We start from the raw sequence: 18,927 nt of genomic DNA, 5'->3' as shown, positions 1-18,927 counted from the left end.
GCGCCCCTGAAAAAGCGGGGGCTGCGCCCCGCTTTTTCATCGGCCCGCAGGGCCGTCATTCAGGGCCGGAGGCCCGAAATAAAGGGGCGCGGGGAACTGCGCGACCAGCCACGACGGCGCGTCAGACGACCGACAACCCATCGCGGCACAACCGCTTATCACGGCCCCCCTAGCGGAGCGCCGAGGCTGCGGTCCTCCACGCGGCCGTCACCGCCCCATGCGCCTGCGCCGTACTGGCCCCCCGGTCGCCGGTCAACCTGATCGGCGACCCCACATGCACATGCAGCCCCGGCCGCCGCACCGGCGCGGTCGCCAGCCCGGCCAGTTGCTTGGCCACGCTCCCCGATGTCACCCGGCGCGCGCCCGCCTGACCGACCGGTACGACGGGCGCCCCGGTGTGCTCGGCCAGCCGGGACAGACCGCTGCGGAAGGCTGCGGGCATGGCCTCGGCGGCGTCCTTGCGCGGCGGAATGCCGCCCTCGGCGTAGATGAGGACCAGCCGGCCTTCCTCCAGGGCGGCCGCCGCGAGGTCGAGCGCCCGCGAGGCCCGCGCGTCGTGGCGGTACACCGGTATGTGGCCCTCACGCCCGAGCGCCTGCCCGAGCCCCGGGACACGCCACAGCCCGGCCGCCGCCATCACCACCGGCCGCACCCCGAACCGGCGCAGTGCGGCCAGCACGATCGCGGGGTCGGCGAGCGAGGTGTGGTTCGCGGCGATGATGCTGCCCGGCGCCAACTCGGCGTCGGCGTCGGCGGTCACCGTCAGACGCCCGAAGACGGGCACCAGGACATCGGCGAGTCGGCTGAGCATGGATGATCCCCCGCTTTCAGTGAAGTGATCTTCATCATCGGCGGAAGCGCGGCGCCCGACCTGAGTACGTGTACTCAAGTCAGCGACCGACCACCCCAGGTAGCCCCTGCCCGACCTGACCGAATCATGGCATCGGCTTTACTGCGAGCTACTTGCAGCTACCACGTCACCGCACAAGGGTGAAGGTGCCCTTCGGCGGGACGGAGAGGCACGAGACACCCAGAGCGAGAGAAACCCAGAGAAAGGACCCCGGCCATGACGCGGAAGGAGTGGACGAACCTCGGCGGGATGGCCGCGTTCATCCTGGCGCTGCATGTCATCGGCTGGTTCACGCTGGTGGTGCTCGTGGCCCCCGAGCACTACAGCGTCGGGAACAAGACCTTCGGGATCGGCATGGGCGTCACGGCCTACACCCTCGGTATGCGGCACGCCTTCGACGCCGACCACATCGCCGCCATCGACAACACCACCCGCAAGCTGATGGGCGAGGGCCGGCGCCCGCTGTCGGTGGGCTTCTGGTTCTCCCTCGGCCACTCCAGCATCGTCTTCGCCCTCACCTTCCTCCTCACCCTCGGCGTCAAGGCCCTCGCGGGCCCGGTCCGGAACGACGACTCCGGGCTGCACGAGGTCACCGGCTGGATCGGCACGACCGTCTCCGGGACCTTCCTCTACCTCATCGCGATCATCAACCTCGTGATCCTGGCCGGGATCTGGAAGGTCTTCCGCGCGATGCGCTCCGGCTCCTACGACGAGGCCGCCCTCGAAGAGCAGTTGAACAAGCGGGGCTTCATGAACCGCCTCCTCGGACGGCTGATGAGGTCCATCACCAAGCCCTGGCAGATGTACCCGCTCGGCCTGCTCTTCGGCCTCGGCTTCGACACGGCGACCGAGGTGGCGCTGCTGGTGCTCGCCGGCTCGGGCGCGGCCTCCGGGCTGCCCTGGTACGCGATCCTCTGCCTTCCCGTCCTGTTCGCGGCCGGAATGTCGCTGCTCGACACCATCGACGGCTCATTCATGAACTTCGCCTACGGCTGGGCCTTCTCCGAACCGGTCCGCAAGGTCTACTACAACCTCACCATCACGGGCCTCTCCGTGGCCGTCGCCCTCATCATCGGCACCGTCGAACTCCTCGGCCTCGTCGCCGAACAGGCGCATCCGCACGGCCCGTTCTGGACCTGGGCCGCCGGCCTCGACCTCAACATCATCGGCTACGTCGTCGTCGCCCTGTTCTTCGCCACCTGGGCCGTCGCCCTGCTGGTCTGGCGGTTCGGCCGTATCGAGGAGAAGTGGTCGGCGGCACTCGCCCCACCCCAGCGCGCCCGCCCATGAACTCACCCCGGCGCGCCCGACCGTGACCCGCCCTACGAAACGGTCTCGATCCACGCCCGCTCTTGGGCCGCGCGGACGCCCACGCAATCATGTGGCCATGCACCGGCCGCCCCCGCTCCACCTCCCCACCCCCGAGTGGTTCACGGCCGACGCCTCGACCCTGAACGTGGCGCTGGTCTACCCGATGCAGGGCCCCGCCGGGATCTTCGGCCCCACCTGCGCGACCTGCGCACGGCTGGCCGCCGAGGAGGTCAACAAGTCCGGGGGAGTGCTGGGCAGGGAGCTACGGCTGATCGAGGTCGACGGCGGCGCCGAGCCCCTCAGGGTCGCGGAGGAGGTCGAGGCCCTGGTCGCCTCGGGCCTGGTGCAGGGTGTCACCGGCTGGCACATCTCCTCCGTACGCCAGGCCGTCGCCCCGCGCATCGCCCACCGGGTGCCGTACGTCTACACGGCCCTGTACGAGGGCGGGGAGCGCACCGAGGGCGTCTTCATGACCAGTGAGACACCGTCCTGGCAGTTGCTGCCCGCCATGCGGCTGCTCGCGGAGGCACGCGGGGTGCGCCGCTGGTTCGTCGTCGGCAACAACTACGTATGGCCCCGGCACACCGCCCGCGCCGCGCGCGGTTACGCCCGAGCCTGCCGGGGCCGGGTGTGCGGCGAGGCGTATCTGCCGCTGGGCACCGAGGGGTTCACCGACGTACTGCGCCGTATCGAGAGGTCGGACGCGGACGGGGTGCTGATGCTGCTCGTGGGCAGCGACGCGGTCCGCTTCAACCGGGCCTTCGCCGCCTCCGGCCTCGACCGGCGCTGTCTCCGGCTGAGCACCCTGATGGACGAGAACATGCTGATGGGCAGCGGCCCCGAGGCCACCGTCGACCTCTACAGCACGGCCGGATTCTTCGCCTCGCTCGCCGACCGCAACACCCTCGACTTCCACGGCCAGTACGCCGACCGCTTCGGCCTGGACGCACCGACCCCAGGCAGCCTCGGCGAGTCCTGCTACGAGGGCGTCCTGCTGCTCGCCGCGCTCATCCAGCGGGCCCGCGCCCTCGACGTCTCCGCGATCGGCGCCACCGCCGACACCGTCTCGTACGAGGGGCCGCGCGGGCTGCTGCGGCTCGACGGCCGGCACGTACGCCAGCGCATCTATCTGGCCGAGGCCGACGGCTACGACTTCAACGTGCTCGCCCAGCTGCGCGCTCCGCACGACCTCCGCTGACCCGGCCCCGACCGCCCGCCGAGGCCCCTTCCTCCAGGGCCCGGGCCAGCCGGTCCAACAACGGCTCCAGCCGCGGACCGCCCCCGTCCTCACCGGCTTCCGCCTCCGCCTCCGCTTCCGCGAGCAGGGGCGCCAACTCCGCCCAGTCGGCCCGTACTTCACGCGTCAGCAGCTGCCAGCGCTCCTTGCCGCGCGGGGTGAGATGCGCGAGGACGCGACGCCGGTCGGCGGGGTCGATACGCCGGAACACCAGGTTCTGGTCGACGAGTTGGTCGATCAGCTTGGTCAGGCTGGGGGCCGGGAGGAAGGCGTGGTCGGCGAGGGCCGTCATATTGTGGCCGCGCCCGTCGGAGAGCAGATCGAGGACCCGCCACGCCTCGACGGAACAGTCGAACTCGTCCAGCACGGACTGCACCCGTCGTACGGACAGCCGCTCGGCCCGGGTGAGCAAGTGGAGCAGTTCCTGGGGCTGCTTCGCCATCGCACTCCTCAACTCGCGTATCCCCGCCCCCTCGACGGGGATGCGGCGAGCCTACCTTCGAGGACCGCGCCTCTGACAAGGCGGCCAGAAAGGACATCCGCAGAAGGACATCCTTTCTGGGGGAAGTAATGGATCTCGAAAATTACTTCCCCTGGAAACTGTTCTTCAATTGCTCGGAAACAGCGACGAAACAGTTCGATCCCAGGCTGTGACGGACTTCCGCTCCCTCTCCACAACGCCCTTCGCGGGCAAGGAGGTTCTGCATGTCCGGGTTCAGCATCAGCAGACGAGGTCTGCTCACCGGTGTGTCGGCGCTCGGCGCGACCGCCGCACTCAGCGCCTGCGGTGCCAAGACCGGCACCGCCACGACGAACTCCGGCGCCAAGGCGGACACCTCCGGCGACACCGTCAAGGTCGGCCTGCTGAACTCGCTCTCGGGCACCATGGCCATCAGCGAGGTCACCGTCCACAACGCGCTGCTGCTGGCCGTCGAGGAGATCAACGCCGCCGGTGGCGTCCTCGGCAAGAAGCTCAAGCCGATCAGCCAGGACGGCGCCTCGGACTGGCCGACCTTCGCCGAGAAGGCGGAGGCACTGATCACCGACGACAAGGTCGTCGCCACCTTCGGCTGCTGGACCTCCGCCAGCCGCAAGGCCGTCAAACCCGTCTTCGAGCGCTACAAGTCGCTCCTCTTCTACCCCGTGCAGTACGAAGGCCTGGAGCAGTCGCCGTACATCTTCTACACCGGCGCCACCACCAACCAGCAGATCGTCCCCGCCCTCGATTACCTCAAGAAGCAGGGCCTGACCCGGCTCTACCTCGTCGGCAGCGACTATGTCTTCCCCCGCACCGCCAACAAGATCATCAAGGCGTACGCGGCGGCCAACGGGATGACGGTGGCCGGTGAGGACTACGCGCCGCTGGGCTCCACGGAGTTCGCCACCATCGTCAACAAGGTGAAGGACGCCGGCGCGGACGCCGTGTTCAACACCCTCAATGGTGACAGCAATGTGGCCTTCTTCAAGGAGTACAAGTCCGCCGGGCTCACCGCGAAGAGCCTGCCGGTGCTGTCGGTGTCCATCGCCGAGGAGGAGGTCAAGAGCATCGGCACCCAGTATCTCGAAGGCCAGTTGACCGCCTGGAACTACTACGAGACCACTCCGGGGGCCGCCAACGAGAAGTTCGTGAAGGCGTATCAGGCCGCCTACGGCAAGGACAAGCCGACCAGCGATCCGATGGAGGCCGCGTACATCTCCGTCTACCTCTGGAAGGAGATGGTGGAGAAGGCCGGGTCCTTCGACGTCGCCAAGGTGAAGTCGGCCTCCGACGGTATCGAACTCGCCGCGCCCGAGGGGGCGGTCACCGTGGACGGGGCCACGCAGCATGTCTACAAGACGGCGCGTATCGGGAAGGTCGGGGCGGATGGCCTGATCGAGGAGGTCTGGAACTCCGGCAAGCCGATCAAGCCGGACCCGTATTTGAAGGGGTACGACTGGGCGTCCGGCCTCTCCTGACGGCCGGGCCCGCCCAAGAGGCTTCTCGCCCCCGCCGCCCCTACCCGTCCCATCCCCAGGGGGCTGCGCCCCCGGGCCCCCGCGGGGTGCGTGGTCGGGTGCGGGTGGGTGGGGGCTGGTCGCGCAGTTCCCCGCGCCCCTGAAGGCTTGGGGCTGCGCCCCGCGCCTTCGAGGGCCGCAGGCCCTTGCCCTTAGGGGCGCGGGGAACTGCGCGAGCGACCACGACACCACCCGCACCCGCCGAACAACCCCTCTTCCCGAGCCCTCCCCCGTGGCGGGGTCGAAGGGGCGCCACCCCTGGGGATGGGACGGGTAGGGGCGGCGGGGGCGGGAATCGTACGGGCGTACCCTGGTGTACGCCGAAGAATCGAATGCACAGGGAGCCGATGTGTCCGCAGTCTCACCCGACGGACGCAAGATGCTGCGCCTGGAGGTCCGCAACAGCCAGACCCCCATCGAGCGCAAGCCCGAGTGGATCAAGACCCGCGCGAAAATGGGCCCCGAGTACACGAAGATGCAGAGCCTCGTGAAGAGCGAGGGCCTGCACACGGTCTGCCAGGAAGCCGGCTGCCCGAACATCTACGAGTGCTGGGAGGACCGCGAGGCCACGTTCCTCATCGGCGGCGACCAGTGCACCCGGCGTTGCGACTTCTGCCAGATCGACACCGGCAAGCCCGAGGCCCTGGACCGTGACGAGCCCCGGCGCGTGGGCGAGTCCGTGGTCACCATGGATCTGAACTACGCGACCATCACCGGTGTCGCCCGCGACGACCTCCCCGACGGTGGCGCCTGGCTGTACGCCGAGACGGTCCGCCAGATCCACGAGCAGACCGCGAACCGCGAGGCCGGCAAGACCAAGGTCGAACTGCTCGCCCCCGACTTCAACGCCGTACCGGAACTGCTGGAAGAGGTCTTCGCCTCCCGCCCCGAGGTCTTCGCGCACAACGTCGAGACGGTCCCCCGCATCTTCAAGCGCATCCGCCCCGGCTTCCGCTACGACCGCTCGCTGAAGGTCATCACCGAGGCCCGCGACTACGGCCTGGTCACCAAGTCCAATCTGATCCTCGGCATGGGTGAGACCCGCGAGGAGGTCGTCGAGGCGCTCAAGCAGCTGCATGACGCGGGCTGCGAGCTGGTCACCATCACGCAGTACCTCCGGCCGAGCGTCCGCCACCACCCGGTGGAGCGCTGGGTCAAGCCGCAGGAGTTCGTCGAGCTGAAGCAGGAGGCCGAGGAGATCGGCTTCGCCGGCGTCATGTCCGGCCCACTGGTGCGGTCCTCCTACCGCGCCGGGCGGCTGTACCAGATGGCCATCGAGAAGCGGGGTTCCTACGTCGCCTCGCAGGCCGTGTGACACCCCTCGTACGACTCCTTCGTACGGCTCCGCCAAATGGCACGCAGTGCCACGCCGTCGTGTGAATCTGAGCACAAGTAGCTACTCGCCGGTAATGGCCGATTGGGCGCGGTCCCGACAGTCCTCGCAGATGAGGGCGTTGTCGGGGCCGCGTCGGGGTTTAAAGGCCGCGCATCAAGGTTTCATTGGTGTTTGACCGGTCGGTCACGCCCTGGTAACACCAATCAGTGACCCTGGTTTTACACCCGGTACAGCTCTCACCTGAGCCTTGAATCCCGAGGGGGACCTCCACATGCAGGCCGCGCCCGTCCGTGCCACCGCGATTCCGTCGTTCACCGATGCACTCCGTGCCGTCGAGTCGATCCTCATGAGCGGCGGCCAGCGCACCGCCCGCCGCAACGCCTGGACCTCCGTCCTGGAGGACCGCCGCCGCGCCAAGGACCGCGTCGAGGCCGAGCGAGTCCTCGAAGAGGCCGTCGCCGCGCGTATGTCGTAACCACCCGCACCACCGCGCACAACGCACACCTCGTACGACGCACCACCGCGTACGACGCACCACCGCACACAACGCACCACCCCGTACGACGCACCACCGCGCAGGACGACCGCTCCCGTGACGAGCACGAGCACTCCCGTACGACCACCGCTCGACCCCGTTCCATCCGGCACAGCCGCCGCCCGGCGCGCGTTCCCCAGCGTCGCAGCCGGTCACCGGTCCCCACCGGCACCGCCGTCGTCCGCACTTGCCCGGCCACGTAGACTTCGTGCCATGGCGAGGAAGGAATCCGCAGCGGAGGCTGCGAACCCCGGGCGACTCAAGCAGATCGCCCTGACGTACAAGATGACCCGCAGGGCCGACAAGAAGATCGGTCTTGTACTCGCGGCTGTCGGAATCATCACCTTCGGTGTCTTCCTCGCGATCGGTTTCTTGATCGGTCACCCGATCTATCTCGGTGTCTTCGGCCTCCTGGTCGCCTTCCTGGCGACGGCGATCGTCTTCGGACGGCGGGCGGAGCGTGCCGCGTTCGGGCAGATGGAGGGCCAGCCGGGCGCCGCCGCGGCGGTCCTGGACAATGTGGGCCGCGGCTGGACGACGACGCCCGCGGTGGCGATGAACCGCAGCCAGGACGTGGTGCACCGGGCCGTCGGCAAGGCCGGCATCGTCCTGGTCGCCGAGGGCAACCCGAACCGGGTGAAGGGCCTGCTGGCCGCCGAGAAGAAGAAGATGGCCCGGATCGTGGTGGACGTGCCGGTGCACGACCTGATCGTGGGCACCGGCGAGGGCCAGGTCGAGCTGAAGAAGCTCCGTACGACCATGCTGAAGCTGCCGCGTGTCCTCTCCGGCCCCCAGGTGACCACCACCAACGACCGGCTCCGCGCGATGGGCGACCTGATGAGCAACATGCCGCTGCCGAAGGGGCCGATGCCCAAGGGCATGCGCATGCCGAAGGGCGGCCCGAAGGCCCGCTGAACCGCCGACACCGACGCGGACTCGCTCCTCGTACGAGAAAGGGGGCGCCCGGATTGATTCCGGGCGCCCCCTTCGTCGTCGTACGAGCGACGCAGGACTGACGCTAGATGCGCACCTCCACCGTCCGCGCCAGGCGGTCGTGGAGGCCTCGGCCGTCGCGGTCCCACACCAGGGGCGGGATGGCGAGGAAGAACAGGACCGTACGCAACAGAGCGCGCGGCGGATTGACCCGGCCGGTGTCCAGGGCGACCACGCGGAGGCCGAAAAGGCGCTTACCCGGAGTGAAGCCGACCGTGCTGAGGGTGAGCACCATCAGCGCGAGCAGGATGAGCGGCGCCCAGAGTTGCGCCGCCTCGTTGTAGCTGTCCGCGATCAAGCTGTATGCGATCAAGAGGCACAGACCCCAGTCGACGGCCAGGGCGCCGAGGCGTCGGCCGGGGCGGGCGATGGAACCGGGACCCTCCTCCGGCAGACCCAACTGCTCACCCCGGTATCCGAAGTCGACACCGGCCTCTTCCGCGGCCGCGCGGGGGCCGGAGAGCCACGATCCGATTGCTTGCCTCTTGTCCACCGGACCACCGTACTGCGACCGTTTTGCGATATGGACAGGTGGGGTGCCGGGCGGGATGTCCGGTTAACTTGTGCGAAACAAATGGGTCACGTACGAGAAATCACCCATCCCTAGTGTCGAGATCAGCGTGTGCCACCGCACTGGCGCGCGAACGAACTACCACCCCGGCCGACGTCGGGAGTAGGAGGAGCTGGATGTTCCAGAACGCCGACGAGGCCAAGAAGTTCATCGCGGACGAGGACGTCAAGTTCATCGACGTCCGCTTCTGCGACCTGCCGGGCGTGATGCAGCACTTCACGGTGCCGGCGGAGGCCTTCGACCCGGCCGAGGAGCTGGCCTTCGACGGCTCCTCGATCCGCGGCTTCCAGGCCATCCACGAGTCCGACATGGCGCTGCGCGCGGACCTGTCCACGGCGCGCGTCGACCCGTTCCGCCGGGACAAGACCGTCAACATCAACTTCTTCATCCACGACCCGATCACGGGCGAGCAGTACTCCCGTGACCCTCGGAACGTGGCGAAGAAGGCGGAGGCGTACCTGGCGTCGACCGGTATCGCGGACACCGCGTACTTCGGTCCCGAGGCGGAGTTCTACGTCTTCGACAGCGTGCGCTTCGCCACCACGTCGAACGAGTCCTTCTACCACATCGACTCCGAGGCGGGCGCCTGGAACACCGGTGCGCTGGAGGACAACCGGGGTTACAAGGTCCGCTACAAGGGCGGTTACTTCCCGGTCCCGCCGGTCGACCACTTCGCCGACCTGCGTGCCGAGATCTCCCTGGAGCTGGAGAAGTCCGGCCTGCAGGTCGAGCGCCAGCACCACGAGGTGGGCACCGCCGGCCAGGCCGAGATCAACTACAAGTTCAACACGCTGCTCGCCGCCGCCGACGACCTGATGCTCTTCAAGTACATCGTGAAGAACGTGGCGTGGAAGAACGGCAAGACGGCGACCTTCATGCCGAAGCCGATCTTCGGTGACAACGGCTCGGGCATGCACGTCCACCAGTCGCTGTGGTCGGGTGGCTCGCCGCTCTTCTACGACGAGGCCGGTTACGCGGGTCTGTCGGACACCGCCCGCTACTACATCGGCGGCATCCTCAAGCACGCCCCGTCGCTGCTGGCCTTCACCAACCCGACGGTGAACTCGTACCACCGTCTGGTCCCGGGCTTCGAGGCCCCGATCAACCTGGTGTACTCGCAGCGCAACCGCTCGGCCGCGATGCGTATCCCGATCACGGGCTCCAACCCGAAGGCCAAGCGCGTCGAGTTCCGCGCGCCCGACTCCTCCGGCAACCCGTACCTGGCCTTCTCGGCACTGCTCCTCGCGGGCCTGGACGGCATCAAGAACAAGATCGAGCCGGCCGAGCCGATCGACAAGGACCTCTACGAGCTGGCTCCCGAGGAGCACGCCGGCGTGGCGCAGGTCCCGACCTCGCTCCCGGCCGTCCTCGACTCCCTGGAGCGCGACCACGAGTTCCTCCTCCAGGGCGACGTCTTCACGCCGGACCTGATCGAGACGTGGATCGACTTCAAGCGGACGAACGAGATCGCCCCGCTCCAGCTGCGCCCGCACCCGCACGAGTTCGAGCTGTACTTCGACGTGTGATCGGCGCTGTCGGAGTATGCGCGGTGTCTCGGAGTGCGAGGCGCTGATCGCCTCGTAGGCCGACCGTTTCGTTCGCCGACGCCCCCGTTCCGGTTTTTCCGGGCGGGGGCGTCGGCGTATGGTCTTCTGCACAGCTGTTCGACAGACAACGCTGTTCGACGGACAACGGGGAGATACGGGGATGCCCGAACAGGACGGCAGCGAGCGGGAGTTCGACCTCGGATGGGCGGAGAGCGCCGAGCACAAGGAGCCCTCGGCCCGGGCCCGGATGCTCGCCGCGCGCTGGAAGGAGAACCCGCCCCGGCCACAGCCCTTCCGCGCCGACCCCGGCCCGGTGACACCCCGCCGGTCGTCCTGGGTCTCGACCCTCATTGTCTTCGGCTGTGTGGCGGGCCTGATCGCGCTGATCGGTTACATCAACTATCGGTCGTCGTACTAGGAACCCGAACCGTTGTTCCCGGGCGCACAATGGAAGGCGGGACGAGTGCCGGCCTGAGTGCGGGGTGGTACGGATGCCGAACCGGTTCCGGAGCGATCCGCGGCTGAGTGCGCGGATGGCGGTCACGATTTTTCTGCTCGGATTGTTGTACGTGGTGTTCGTCGCCGCGTTGATCGTGTTGTTGAAGTCCTGGGTGCTGGTCGTGGTGATCGCGGCGGGGCTGTTGGGGGCGCAGTACTGGTTCTCGGACCGGGTGGCGTTGTTCGCGATGCGGGGGCGGGTCGTGGAGCGGGAGGAGTATCCGCTGCTGCACGGGGTCGTCGATCGGTTGTGTGCGGTGGCGGATGTGCCGAAGCCGCAGGTCGCGGTGGCCGACATGGAGATGCCGAACGCCTTCGCGACCGGGCGGGACGCCGATCACGCCGTGGTGTGTGTGACCACCGGGATGCTGCGGCGGCTGGAGCCGGACGAGCTGGAGGGTGTGCTCGCGCACGAGCTGTCGCATGTGGCGCATCGCGATGTCGCCGTGATGACGATCGCCTCGTTCCTCGGGGTGCTCGCCGGGATCGTCGTACGGTTCGCGTTCTACTCGAACCTGTTCGGCGGGCGGCGCGACCAGAACACCGCCGTCGTGTTCGCCGCGATCATGGGGATCTCGGCCGCCGTGTACGCACTGAGCTTCCTGCTCATCCGGGTGCTGTCCCGGTACCGGGAGCTGGCCGCCGACCGGGCGGGTGCCCTGCTCACCGGGCGGCCCTCCTCGCTGGCCTCCGCGCTCACCAAGGTAACCGGCGACATCGCCCGTATCCCGACCCGCGATCTGCGGACGTCGCAGGCGTTCAACGCGTTCTACTTCACCCCCGCCCTGGGCGACCACTCGCATCTGCCCCGGTTCTTGTCCACCCACCCCACGCTGGAGCAGCGTCTCGAACAACTGGCCGCCATCTCCGTGGAGTTGGGCGAGACCAGGAAGGCGGGGTGAGCCGGTGTGGGGCGGCTTCTGGATGTCCTTCTCGGGCGTACCAAGCCCGTACCCGCCGATCTCGACCGGCTCTTCGGCCTGCCCTCCGCCGCCGTGACCCTCGAAGCCTCGGCCTCGTTCACCCCCACCGGGGCGGGCGCGGTGTGCTTCGCGTCCGTCGAGGGGGCCGCCTTCGAGGACGTACGACGGGAGGTGCGGGCGTTGCTCGGCGCGGATGCCGGGCGGGGTGGGGCCGAGGCGGGGGTCGAGGTCGTCCGGGACGAGTACGGGTACTCGTGGCTGGTGTCCCGGCGGCGGCCGGGGCCGGAGGATCTGCCCGCGCTGGTCGGTGATCTGCACGCGGTCAACAGCGCGCTGGAGAGCGGTGGGTTCGGGCCGCGACTGCTGTGCTCGGTGGTCGGGTTCGAGGGGGCGGACGGGGCGCGGCTCGGGCTGGTCTATCTCTACAAGCGGGGGACGTTCTATCCGTTCGCGCCCATGGCCGGCGGGGACGGGCAACGGCGGGACGGCGCGCTGGAGTTGAGGATCAGGGCCGTACTCGGGGACGAGCTGCGGATCGAGCCCGAGCTGACGCGGTGGTTCCCGATCTGGGGTGCCCCGGGGCTGTGATCGCCCCGGGGCACGGCCGGTTGTCGTAAGCGACTGTCCGCTTCGTGTCCGCCTCTTGCCTACTTCTGGCTCTTCTCCCGCTCCTGGCGGCGGGACTCGAAGGGCCGTTCGCGGCGGTAGCGGCGCTCCCACTTGGCCTGCTGGTCACGGCGGTCGCGGTACGCGCGGTAGGTGGCGGGCTGGGCCGGGGTGCCGGTCGACGGGGTGCCGGACGCCGTCGACGAGCCGCCCCTCGTGAGGCCGTAGCGGATGTACAGGTAGAGGAGGGCGACCGCGGCGAGCCACAGGGCCTTGTTGGAGAAACCCATGACGACCAGAACCGCCGCCGCCGAGAGGATGACAGTACTCATGACGGGCCTCCTTCTGGCGTTGGGGTGGGTGATGGCTTGACTCCAGGATGCTCGTGGGACGTGGGCGCGGGCATCCCATTTTTGGGGACGCCGGACGGGCCACTGGATGGGGCACCGGATGCCCCGTCCGGTTCCCATGGGGAGGGGACGGCACGGATACGCGGCTGTCGGGGGCCGGTCAGAGTCCGGGCTCGGCGGTGACCACGCCTGCCGTGATGGCGTCGGTGAGGGCCTTGTGGTCGCGGACGGTCTGGTCGGCGTAGTGGAGAGCGAAGCCGGCGACGGCCTGTTCGAAGGTGTCCTTGCCGCCGAGGTAGGCAGCGATGGCGATGCGGTCGCCGGAGCGGGCGTGGGCGCGGGCCAGGGTCGTACCGCAGAGCCGGGCGTGGAGGAGGAGGTCGGCGGGGTTCGGCGAGGCGGCCTCGGCGGAACCCTTCGAGTCGCGCAGCCGGCGCCAGTAGAACGCCCGCCCCTGGGGGCCGGTCATCCAGCCCAGGAAGATGTCACCGGCGGCCTGCAGCACCCGCTGACCTGCGACGACGCGACGGCCCGGATGGTCGTACGGGCCCTTCGGGAGGTGTTCTTCGAGGAGGGAGCGGCGGGCCTCCTTGATCTGGAGGAAGAGGGGGTCGTCGGTGTCGCGGCCGGCGAGCAGGACGATGAAGCAGCGGGTGCCGACGCTGCCGACGCCGACGACCTTGCGGGCGGCGTCGACGAAGCGGTAGCGGTCGAGGAGGAGCCGGCGCTCCTCGGAGAGGGTCGAGCGGTAGTCGCTGAATATCTTGCGCAGGGACGCCATGTCGGGGGCACCGGCGGGCTCCAGCAGGGGCGGGTCGTGGACGATACGGCGCCGTCCCTCGACGGTCTCGGTCAGCTTGCCGAGCGCGTGCAGGCTGGTGCGGCGGCGGGCGTGGGCGAGGCTCGACTCCACGCGCCGGCGGCTCTTCTTCGAGCGGATCAGCGGCAGCAGCTCATCGGTATCGGCGCGGGCGTACCAGACGGCGAGTTCGCCCTGTCCGGCCAGGTCACGCATGGTCCTGCGATACGCGGCGGCCGCCTCGTACGCGGCCCTGCGGACGTCGTTGTCGGCGTGGCCGTTCTCCCGTGCGGCGACGGCGACGGAGGCGGCGAGTCGTTTCACATCCCATTCGAAGGGGCCCGGGAAGGTCTCGTCGAAGTCGTTGAGGTCGAAGAGGAGCGCGCGTTCCGGGGAGGCGTACAGGCCGAAGTTGAGCAGATGGGCGTCGCCGCAGAGCTGGACGGTGAGGCCGGTGTGCGGCAGCGTCGCGAGGTCGGCGGCCATCACGGCGGCGGCGCCGCGCAGGAAGGCGAGCGGGGAGACGCTCATCCGCCCGTACCTGATGGGCAGCAGTTCGGAGAGACGGTCCCGGCCCTGGCGTTGGAGCACGGCGACGGGGTCGGTCCGGTCGACCGGCGCGAGCCAGGCCGCGTGCGCGGAGCGGGGGACGTGCTTGCGGGCCTGCCTGCCTTGCCGGGCACGGTCTTCGGGCGTACTCATCGGCTCGCCCGGCGTATCGCATTCGTTCCAGGCATTCCTCGTGTTCCGCGTGTTCGTCGTGTTCCGCGTGTTCCCTGTATTCCGTGCGTTCCGCGTATTCCGTTGCGCGCCATCCCACGCCGCCTCTCCGACTCCGTCGGCGCCAGTGGGTCCGCGGGCCCGCCGCCCGGCCCGGCTCCGCCACTCCTGGATCGCCCTGATCGCAGTGAAAGCCGGGCCGGTGGCGACTGCATGTCCGGCGAGGCGAAACGGGTGATACGGGCTGGTGGGGGCCGATTGTCAGTGGGGTGGGGCAGGATGCCTTCGAGGACGAGTGGGGCGTACGTGTGGCATACGACGGGCGGAGGCGATGGGGATGGGGGACGCGCGGCGGTACGTCGACGGGGGCGAGCGGCGGGCGCGGCTGGGGGTGCGGCACAGGTTGGCCGGATCGGTACGGGCGACGGTGCCCGAGGAGGTCGCCGGGTCGCTGGTCGCGCTGCACGGCACGGACCCGGCGACGGTGTATCTGGCGGTGGGCGCCCGGCTGGCCGACGCGGGGCGGACGGTGGCCGAAACGGAGCGGGCGCTGTACGACGACCGGACGCTGGTGCGGATGCACGGCATGCGGCACACCGTGTTCGTGTTCCCCACGGGGCTGGCCGCCGTGGTGCACGCCTCGACCGGGCTGGAGGTCGCCGCCAAGGCGCGTGCCGCGTTGCTGAGACAGATGGCGGCGGCGGGGGCGCCCGACGCGGCCTGGCTGAAGGAGGTCGAGGAGTCCGCCCTGGTGGCCGCCCTGGCCCGGCGCGGCCAGGCGACCGCGGCCGAACTCGCCCGTGACGAGCCGCGGTTGAGGGAGCGGTTCGTGTACGGGGCCGGGAAGAGCTACGAGGGTGAGCACACCGTTTCGACGCGGCTGTTGCGGGTGCTGGGTGTGGAGGGCCGGGTCGTACGCGGGCGCCCGCTCGGGTCCTGGACGTCGAGCCAGTTCCGGTGGGCCGTGGCGCCGCCGCATCCCGACCTGGATGTGGCCGGCGCCCAGGCGGAGCTGCTGGGGAGATGGCTCGCGACCTGCGGTCCGGCGACCGAGGCCGACCTCAAGTGGTGGACGGGCTGGCGGGTGACGGAGGTACGGCGGGCGCTGGCGGCGATCGGGGCGCGGGCCGTGACGCTGGACGAGGGCGTGGGGTGGGTGACGGCCGACGACGAGGACCCGGTGGCCGCCCCCGCCGAACCCTGGGCCGCTTTCCTGCCCGCCCTCGACCCTACGGCGATGGGCTGGCAGCAACGCGACTGGTGCCTGTCGCCCGAGATACGGCCCGCCCTGTTCGACCGCAGCGGCAACATCGGGCCGACGGTGTGGTGGAACGGGCGGGTCGTGGGCGGCTGGGCCCAGCGCGCGGACGGGGAGATCGTGTGGAGGCTGTTGGGGGCGGGAGGGGTGGGGAGGGAAGCGGTGGCCGCCATCGAGGCGGAGGCGGAACGGTTGCGGGGGTGGCTGGGGGTGACTCGGGTGACTCCGCGTTTTCGGACGCCGCTGGAGAGGGAGTTGGCTTGACCGCCGGGCGCCTCAAAGCTCGGGGGGTTCGGTGCGTTGGCGGCTGCGGGTGGTTCGTGGTTGCTCGCGCCCACGCGGCCGAGCCGCACATGTCACAGTCCCGCGCCCCTGAAAAAGCAGGGGCCGCGCCCCGCTTTTTCACAGGGCCGCAGGCCCTGTCTTTAGGGGCGCGGGGAACTGCGCGATCAGCCCCCACCGAGCCGCAGACGACAACCGGCCCCGAAAGCCGCGCGGGGGTCCGGGGGCGGCAGCCCCGGGCGAGCGGCCCGCACCAGCGCCGGGTGCCCGAAAAGCAGGGGGCACCCGGCACCCATCGGCTCACCCCTCCGGGCACTCCTTCCACGCCAAGTGATAGATCGTGCTGATGTCCCCGTCCGTCGAGTCCATCGTCATGAAGCTCGTGCTACTGGCCGGCGAGGAACCCCGGTTCACACGCAGCTCGGTGTTGATGTTGAAGTTGCGTTCGACACCGCAGGGCGCCCACACGAGTTGGGCCCAGTCGGTCTCGTCGGTGGCCTGCCAGTTGTCCTCGTAGGGGCCGTTGAACGGGTGGGTGCGGGAGGCCGTGTCGGGGCTGCCCTGGAAGTAGTACGACGCCTTCTGCGTACCGCTGGCGCCGGGCTGCAGGGAGGCGAAGCCTCGGTAGTCGACGCTCGCGATGGCGTAGGTGAAGCCGCCGGGCACATGGACGATCAGGTTGAGCTGGCAGTTCTTGCGGAACGCCGTGGCGGGGGCGCCGCCGCCGACCTGGGCGAGATAGTCGCTGTAGGTCACGGTGAACGCGGTGTTGTCGGGCGAGACGGCGACCGCGGCGGTGCCCTGGGGACAGCCGGAGCCGTTCACCGTGGCGACCTTGATGATGATCTTGTCCGGGGGCGGGTCTTCGAACGGCGACTCCGCCGAGGCGCTCTGCGCGGGCAGAGCGGTGGCGAGCAGGGCGGCCATCGCGCCGCCCATGAGGAGACCACGAACCATGGGGGGTTCTCCAATCAAGGACATGGACATGTCAATAGACATGCACCAGCGACCCCACGGCCTGTGAAAGAGCTGTGAAGACCGAGGGGCGACCGCATCGTATGGACCCGGGACGGGCAGGGCTAGGGCGATCTCCGGCCAACCCTGACAGCCGGAGATCGCCCTTTTCTCCTCCGCCCCGCCCCACTCCGCCCCCACGAAACGGCGGTGCCGCCCACCCCGAAGAGTGGACGGCACCGGTTCGGGTCGGCCGAGCGGCGCGGCCCTCAGCGGCTGTAGCGCATCAGCGCACGCACCATGTGGCACGTGGTGTCCGACGGCGGGTGGACGCCGATCAGTTCGGCGGTGCTCCGGATCTTCTCGTTGCGTGCCTGGTTCGGCATGTAGACACCGGAGTCCAGCAGGGCGATGGCGAGGCGCATCGCCTTCAGGCGCCGGTTGTGCGTGATGTACCACTCACGCGGGCGGCCGGGCGGCAGCGTGTGCTTCACCAGGGGGGCGTACGGCAGGTCGAGCAGGACGGGATGCTGGGCGGTGGACTGGGTGGGCAGCGGCTTCGACTTCAGTGCGGCAGCGGGCACGGACATCCTCCTGTCGCGGTCTGGGCGCCGCCGGAAATCCCCCGTCGGCAACCCTCGAACACTGCTTCAATTTTACTACCCCCCACTGACAATCGCCCCTGGCCAGACGGCATTTGAGGGGTTCTGTGACAGGGGTGCGACATGGGTTTCGGGCATGCGTACGACGTCCGTTCCCCGGCGCCCGGCGAACGCCGTGGATCGCCTACCGTGGGCGCATGGAGATCTGGATCAACCCGGCGTGCTCGAAGTGCCGTAGCGCGATCAGCCTGCTCGACGCGGAGGGTGCCGAGTACACCGTCCGCCGCTATCTGGAGGACGTCCCGAGCGAGGACGAGATCCGTGCCGTACTGGACCGGCTCGGGCTCGAACCGTGGGACATCACCCGCACCCAGGAGGCCGTCGCGAAGGAGCTGGGCCTCAAGGAGTGGGCGCGGGACGCCGATTCACGCGACCGCTGGGTCAAGGCCCTCGCCGAGCATCCGAAGCTGATCCAGCGGCCGATCATCACCGCCGACGACGGCACGGCGGTGGTCGGCCGCACGGAGGAGGCGGTACGGGACGCGCTGGGCAGGTGACCACCTCGCCCCCGCCCCCAGCACCCGTGTGATGTGCGTTACTTGAGTGTTTCCTGTGACCGTTGAGTAGCTTCGTTCGGGATCTCGTACGTAGCGGCGTACTCGCTCGTCCGAGCCGGTGGCCGGGAGTCGGTCAGCCGGGAACAGGAGGCGCGCATGTCGCGCAGGAGAACGCTCAGCACGAAGAAGAGGGTCGCGCTGTTCGTGACCGCCGCGGCGGTGGCGGGGGGCGGGGCCTTCGCCATGGCGGCCACGTCGAACGCGGCGCAGACCGCCGCCGAGTCGACCGTCTGCCAGGGGCTGGCCACCGCGCTCGGCAACAACGAGCGGTTCATCGCGGGCCAGCGGGCCGATCCGGACGCCCAGTCGGAGGCCCGGATCGCCAACCGTGAGGCGGTCATCGCCCAGATCGAGGTCCAGCAGGAGGCGTCCGGGTGCGTCGTCGGGGAGTCGGCTCAGGGCTCCCAGGCGGCACAGCCCGCACAGCCGTCCACGCCGGCCGGGGAGACCGGTGAGCAGCAGGTCTGCGCCGGTTCCACCGTCACCCTCTCCGGCGAGGCCGGCGCCCCGGCCGCGTCCAGCGACGAGTTCCCGGCCGGTACCAGGCTGCGCGTGACCAACCTGGACAACGACAAGTCCACGACCGTCGAGGTCACGTCGGTCTCCGGCAGCTGCGTCCTGCTGAACAACGCCGCCTTCGAGCAGGTCAGGGAGCCCGGCAAGTTCCTGATCCGCCGTGCGCTGATCGAGAAGGTGGGGTGAGCCCGGCCCGGGCGGCGAAGCCGCAGGCCCGGTCGACTCGGTGAGGTGAGGAGATCGGCCGCCGCCCGGGGCGACCGTAGGACAGTGCCGTCGGCCCCGTAGCTCTCCCTGGGGAAGGAGGGCAACGGGGTCGGCGCCTGTCCGGTGCCTGGTCACCACGCTCCCGGCGGCCGGGGGGTGTGAGCCCGCCGTCCCACGACGTGAGTCGGGCCACACGGGCGTCCGGTAACACGGGGTTCAC

The 18,927-nt window shown here is 69.6% G+C and carries 19 protein-coding genes and 1 pseudogene; 13 read left to right on the top strand and 7 right to left on the bottom strand.

All coding sequences use genetic code 11. The features are described from left to right. Nucleotides 1–169 precede the first annotated feature (169 nt). Nucleotides 170–811: a lysophospholipid acyltransferase family protein gene (locus ACWD4G_RS19285; protein ID WP_451294862.1), complete on the bottom strand. Its 642-nt coding sequence runs from the start codon at nucleotides 809–811 to the stop codon at nucleotides 170–172. A gap of 252 nt (nucleotides 812–1,063) precedes the next feature. Here ACWD4G_RS19285 and ACWD4G_RS19280 point away from each other — a divergent pair. Next, a pseudogene (locus ACWD4G_RS19280) lies at nucleotides 1,064–2,140 on the top strand (HoxN/HupN/NixA family nickel/cobalt transporter); the annotation flags it as partial. A 97-nt stretch (nucleotides 2,141–2,237) separates the two neighbouring features. After that, entirely contained in the window at nucleotides 2,238–3,359 is a 1,122-nt protein-coding gene (locus ACWD4G_RS19275) for a substrate-binding domain-containing protein (RefSeq protein ID WP_451294860.1), read from the top strand. Here the strand turns inward: ACWD4G_RS19275 and ACWD4G_RS19270 are convergent. Then, nucleotides 3,316–3,840, bottom strand: coding sequence for a MarR family winged helix-turn-helix transcriptional regulator (locus ACWD4G_RS19270; RefSeq protein WP_451294858.1), 525 nt, complete (start codon nucleotides 3,838–3,840; stop codon nucleotides 3,316–3,318). The two genes, ACWD4G_RS19275 and ACWD4G_RS19270, sit on opposite strands and share 44 nt — an antisense overlap. Before the next feature lie 263 nt (nucleotides 3,841–4,103). Between ACWD4G_RS19270 and urtA the strand changes: the two genes are divergently transcribed. The 4 genes from urtA (at nucleotide 4,104) to ACWD4G_RS19250 (ending at nucleotide 8,179) form a co-directional block, all read left to right on the top strand. After that, nucleotides 4,104–5,354, top strand: a complete 1,251-nt coding sequence (urtA, locus tag ACWD4G_RS19265) for an urea ABC transporter substrate-binding protein (RefSeq protein WP_451294856.1) — start codon at nucleotides 4,104–4,106, stop codon at nucleotides 5,352–5,354. A gap of 388 nt (nucleotides 5,355–5,742) precedes the next feature. Then, nucleotides 5,743–6,708, top strand: coding sequence for a lipoyl synthase (gene lipA, locus ACWD4G_RS19260; protein WP_451294854.1), 966 nt, complete (start codon nucleotides 5,743–5,745; stop codon nucleotides 6,706–6,708). Nucleotides 6,709–7,000: 292 nt separating this feature from the next. Next, nucleotides 7,001–7,204, top strand: coding sequence for an SCO2195 family GlnR-regulated protein (locus ACWD4G_RS19255; protein WP_451294852.1), 204 nt, complete (start codon nucleotides 7,001–7,003; stop codon nucleotides 7,202–7,204). Nucleotides 7,205–7,477: 273 nt separating this feature from the next. Next, on the top strand, nucleotides 7,478–8,179 hold the full coding sequence (locus ACWD4G_RS19250) for a DUF4191 domain-containing protein (protein ID WP_451294850.1): 702 nt from the start codon (nucleotides 7,478–7,480) through the stop codon (nucleotides 8,177–8,179). Nucleotides 8,180–8,282: 103 nt separating this feature from the next. On the opposite strand, the gene ACWD4G_RS19245 is transcribed toward ACWD4G_RS19250, so the two are convergent. Next, complete coding sequence (locus tag ACWD4G_RS19245) at nucleotides 8,283–8,750, bottom strand: RDD family protein (protein ID WP_451294848.1); 468 nt, start codon at nucleotides 8,748–8,750, stop codon at nucleotides 8,283–8,285. A 194-nt stretch (nucleotides 8,751–8,944) separates the two neighbouring features. Here ACWD4G_RS19245 and glnA point away from each other — a divergent pair, with 194 nt between their 5' ends. From glnA to pspAB, 4 genes are all read left to right on the top strand, one after another. After that, nucleotides 8,945–10,354, top strand: coding sequence for a type I glutamate--ammonia ligase (gene glnA, locus ACWD4G_RS19240; RefSeq protein WP_451294846.1), 1,410 nt, complete (start codon nucleotides 8,945–8,947; stop codon nucleotides 10,352–10,354). Between the two features lie 181 nt (nucleotides 10,355–10,535). Continuing rightward, nucleotides 10,536–10,793: an SCO2583/SCO2584 N-terminal domain-containing protein gene (locus ACWD4G_RS19235; RefSeq protein ID WP_451294844.1), complete on the top strand. Its 258-nt coding sequence runs from the start codon at nucleotides 10,536–10,538 to the stop codon at nucleotides 10,791–10,793. A gap of 73 nt (nucleotides 10,794–10,866) precedes the next feature. After that, nucleotides 10,867–11,775 (top strand): zinc metalloprotease HtpX, encoded by a 909-nt coding sequence (gene htpX / locus ACWD4G_RS19230; protein ID WP_451294842.1) that lies wholly within the window; start codon nucleotides 10,867–10,869, stop codon nucleotides 11,773–11,775. A 6-nt stretch (nucleotides 11,776–11,781) separates the two neighbouring features. Beyond that, on the top strand, nucleotides 11,782–12,384 hold the full coding sequence (pspAB, locus tag ACWD4G_RS19225; RefSeq protein WP_451294841.1) for a PspA-associated protein PspAB: 603 nt from the start codon (nucleotides 11,782–11,784) through the stop codon (nucleotides 12,382–12,384). 59 nt (nucleotides 12,385–12,443) lie between these two features. Here the strand turns inward: pspAB and ACWD4G_RS19220 are convergent, their stop codons facing one another. After that, on the bottom strand, nucleotides 12,444–12,734 hold the full coding sequence (locus ACWD4G_RS19220) for a hypothetical protein (protein ID WP_451294839.1): 291 nt from the start codon (nucleotides 12,732–12,734) through the stop codon (nucleotides 12,444–12,446). 178 nt (nucleotides 12,735–12,912) lie between these two features. Further along, complete coding sequence (locus ACWD4G_RS19215; protein WP_451294837.1) at nucleotides 12,913–14,253, bottom strand: DUF2252 domain-containing protein; 1,341 nt, start codon at nucleotides 14,251–14,253, stop codon at nucleotides 12,913–12,915. 355 nt (nucleotides 14,254–14,608) lie between these two features. Here ACWD4G_RS19215 and ACWD4G_RS19210 point away from each other — a divergent pair, with 355 nt between their 5' ends. Next, nucleotides 14,609–15,793, top strand: a complete 1,185-nt coding sequence (locus ACWD4G_RS19210) for a winged helix DNA-binding domain-containing protein (RefSeq protein WP_451294835.1) — start codon at nucleotides 14,609–14,611, stop codon at nucleotides 15,791–15,793. Between the two features lie 318 nt (nucleotides 15,794–16,111). On the opposite strand, the gene ACWD4G_RS19205 is transcribed toward ACWD4G_RS19210, so the two are convergent. Both ACWD4G_RS19205 and ACWD4G_RS19200 read right to left on the bottom strand, forming a co-directional pair. Then, entirely contained in the window at nucleotides 16,112–16,768 is a 657-nt protein-coding gene (locus ACWD4G_RS19205; RefSeq protein ID WP_451294833.1) for a DUF4360 domain-containing protein, read from the bottom strand. A gap of 266 nt (nucleotides 16,769–17,034) precedes the next feature. Then, nucleotides 17,035–17,349 (bottom strand): hypothetical protein, encoded by a 315-nt coding sequence (locus ACWD4G_RS19200; protein ID WP_451294831.1) that lies wholly within the window; start codon nucleotides 17,347–17,349, stop codon nucleotides 17,035–17,037. A gap of 215 nt (nucleotides 17,350–17,564) precedes the next feature. Between ACWD4G_RS19200 and ACWD4G_RS19195 the strand changes: the two genes are divergently transcribed. After that, nucleotides 17,565–17,924, top strand: a complete 360-nt coding sequence (locus ACWD4G_RS19195) for an arsenate reductase family protein (RefSeq protein WP_451294829.1) — start codon at nucleotides 17,565–17,567, stop codon at nucleotides 17,922–17,924. Nucleotides 17,925–18,080: 156 nt separating this feature from the next. Next, a complete protein-coding gene (locus ACWD4G_RS19190) occupies nucleotides 18,081–18,686 on the top strand; it encodes a hypothetical protein (RefSeq protein WP_451294827.1) in 606 nt (201 codons plus the stop codon). The last annotated feature ends 241 nt before the right edge of the window (nucleotides 18,687–18,927 follow it).

The organism is Streptomyces sp. NPDC002643, from assembly GCF_053592555.1.
This window is presented reverse-complemented; position numbering and strand designations above follow the sequence as displayed.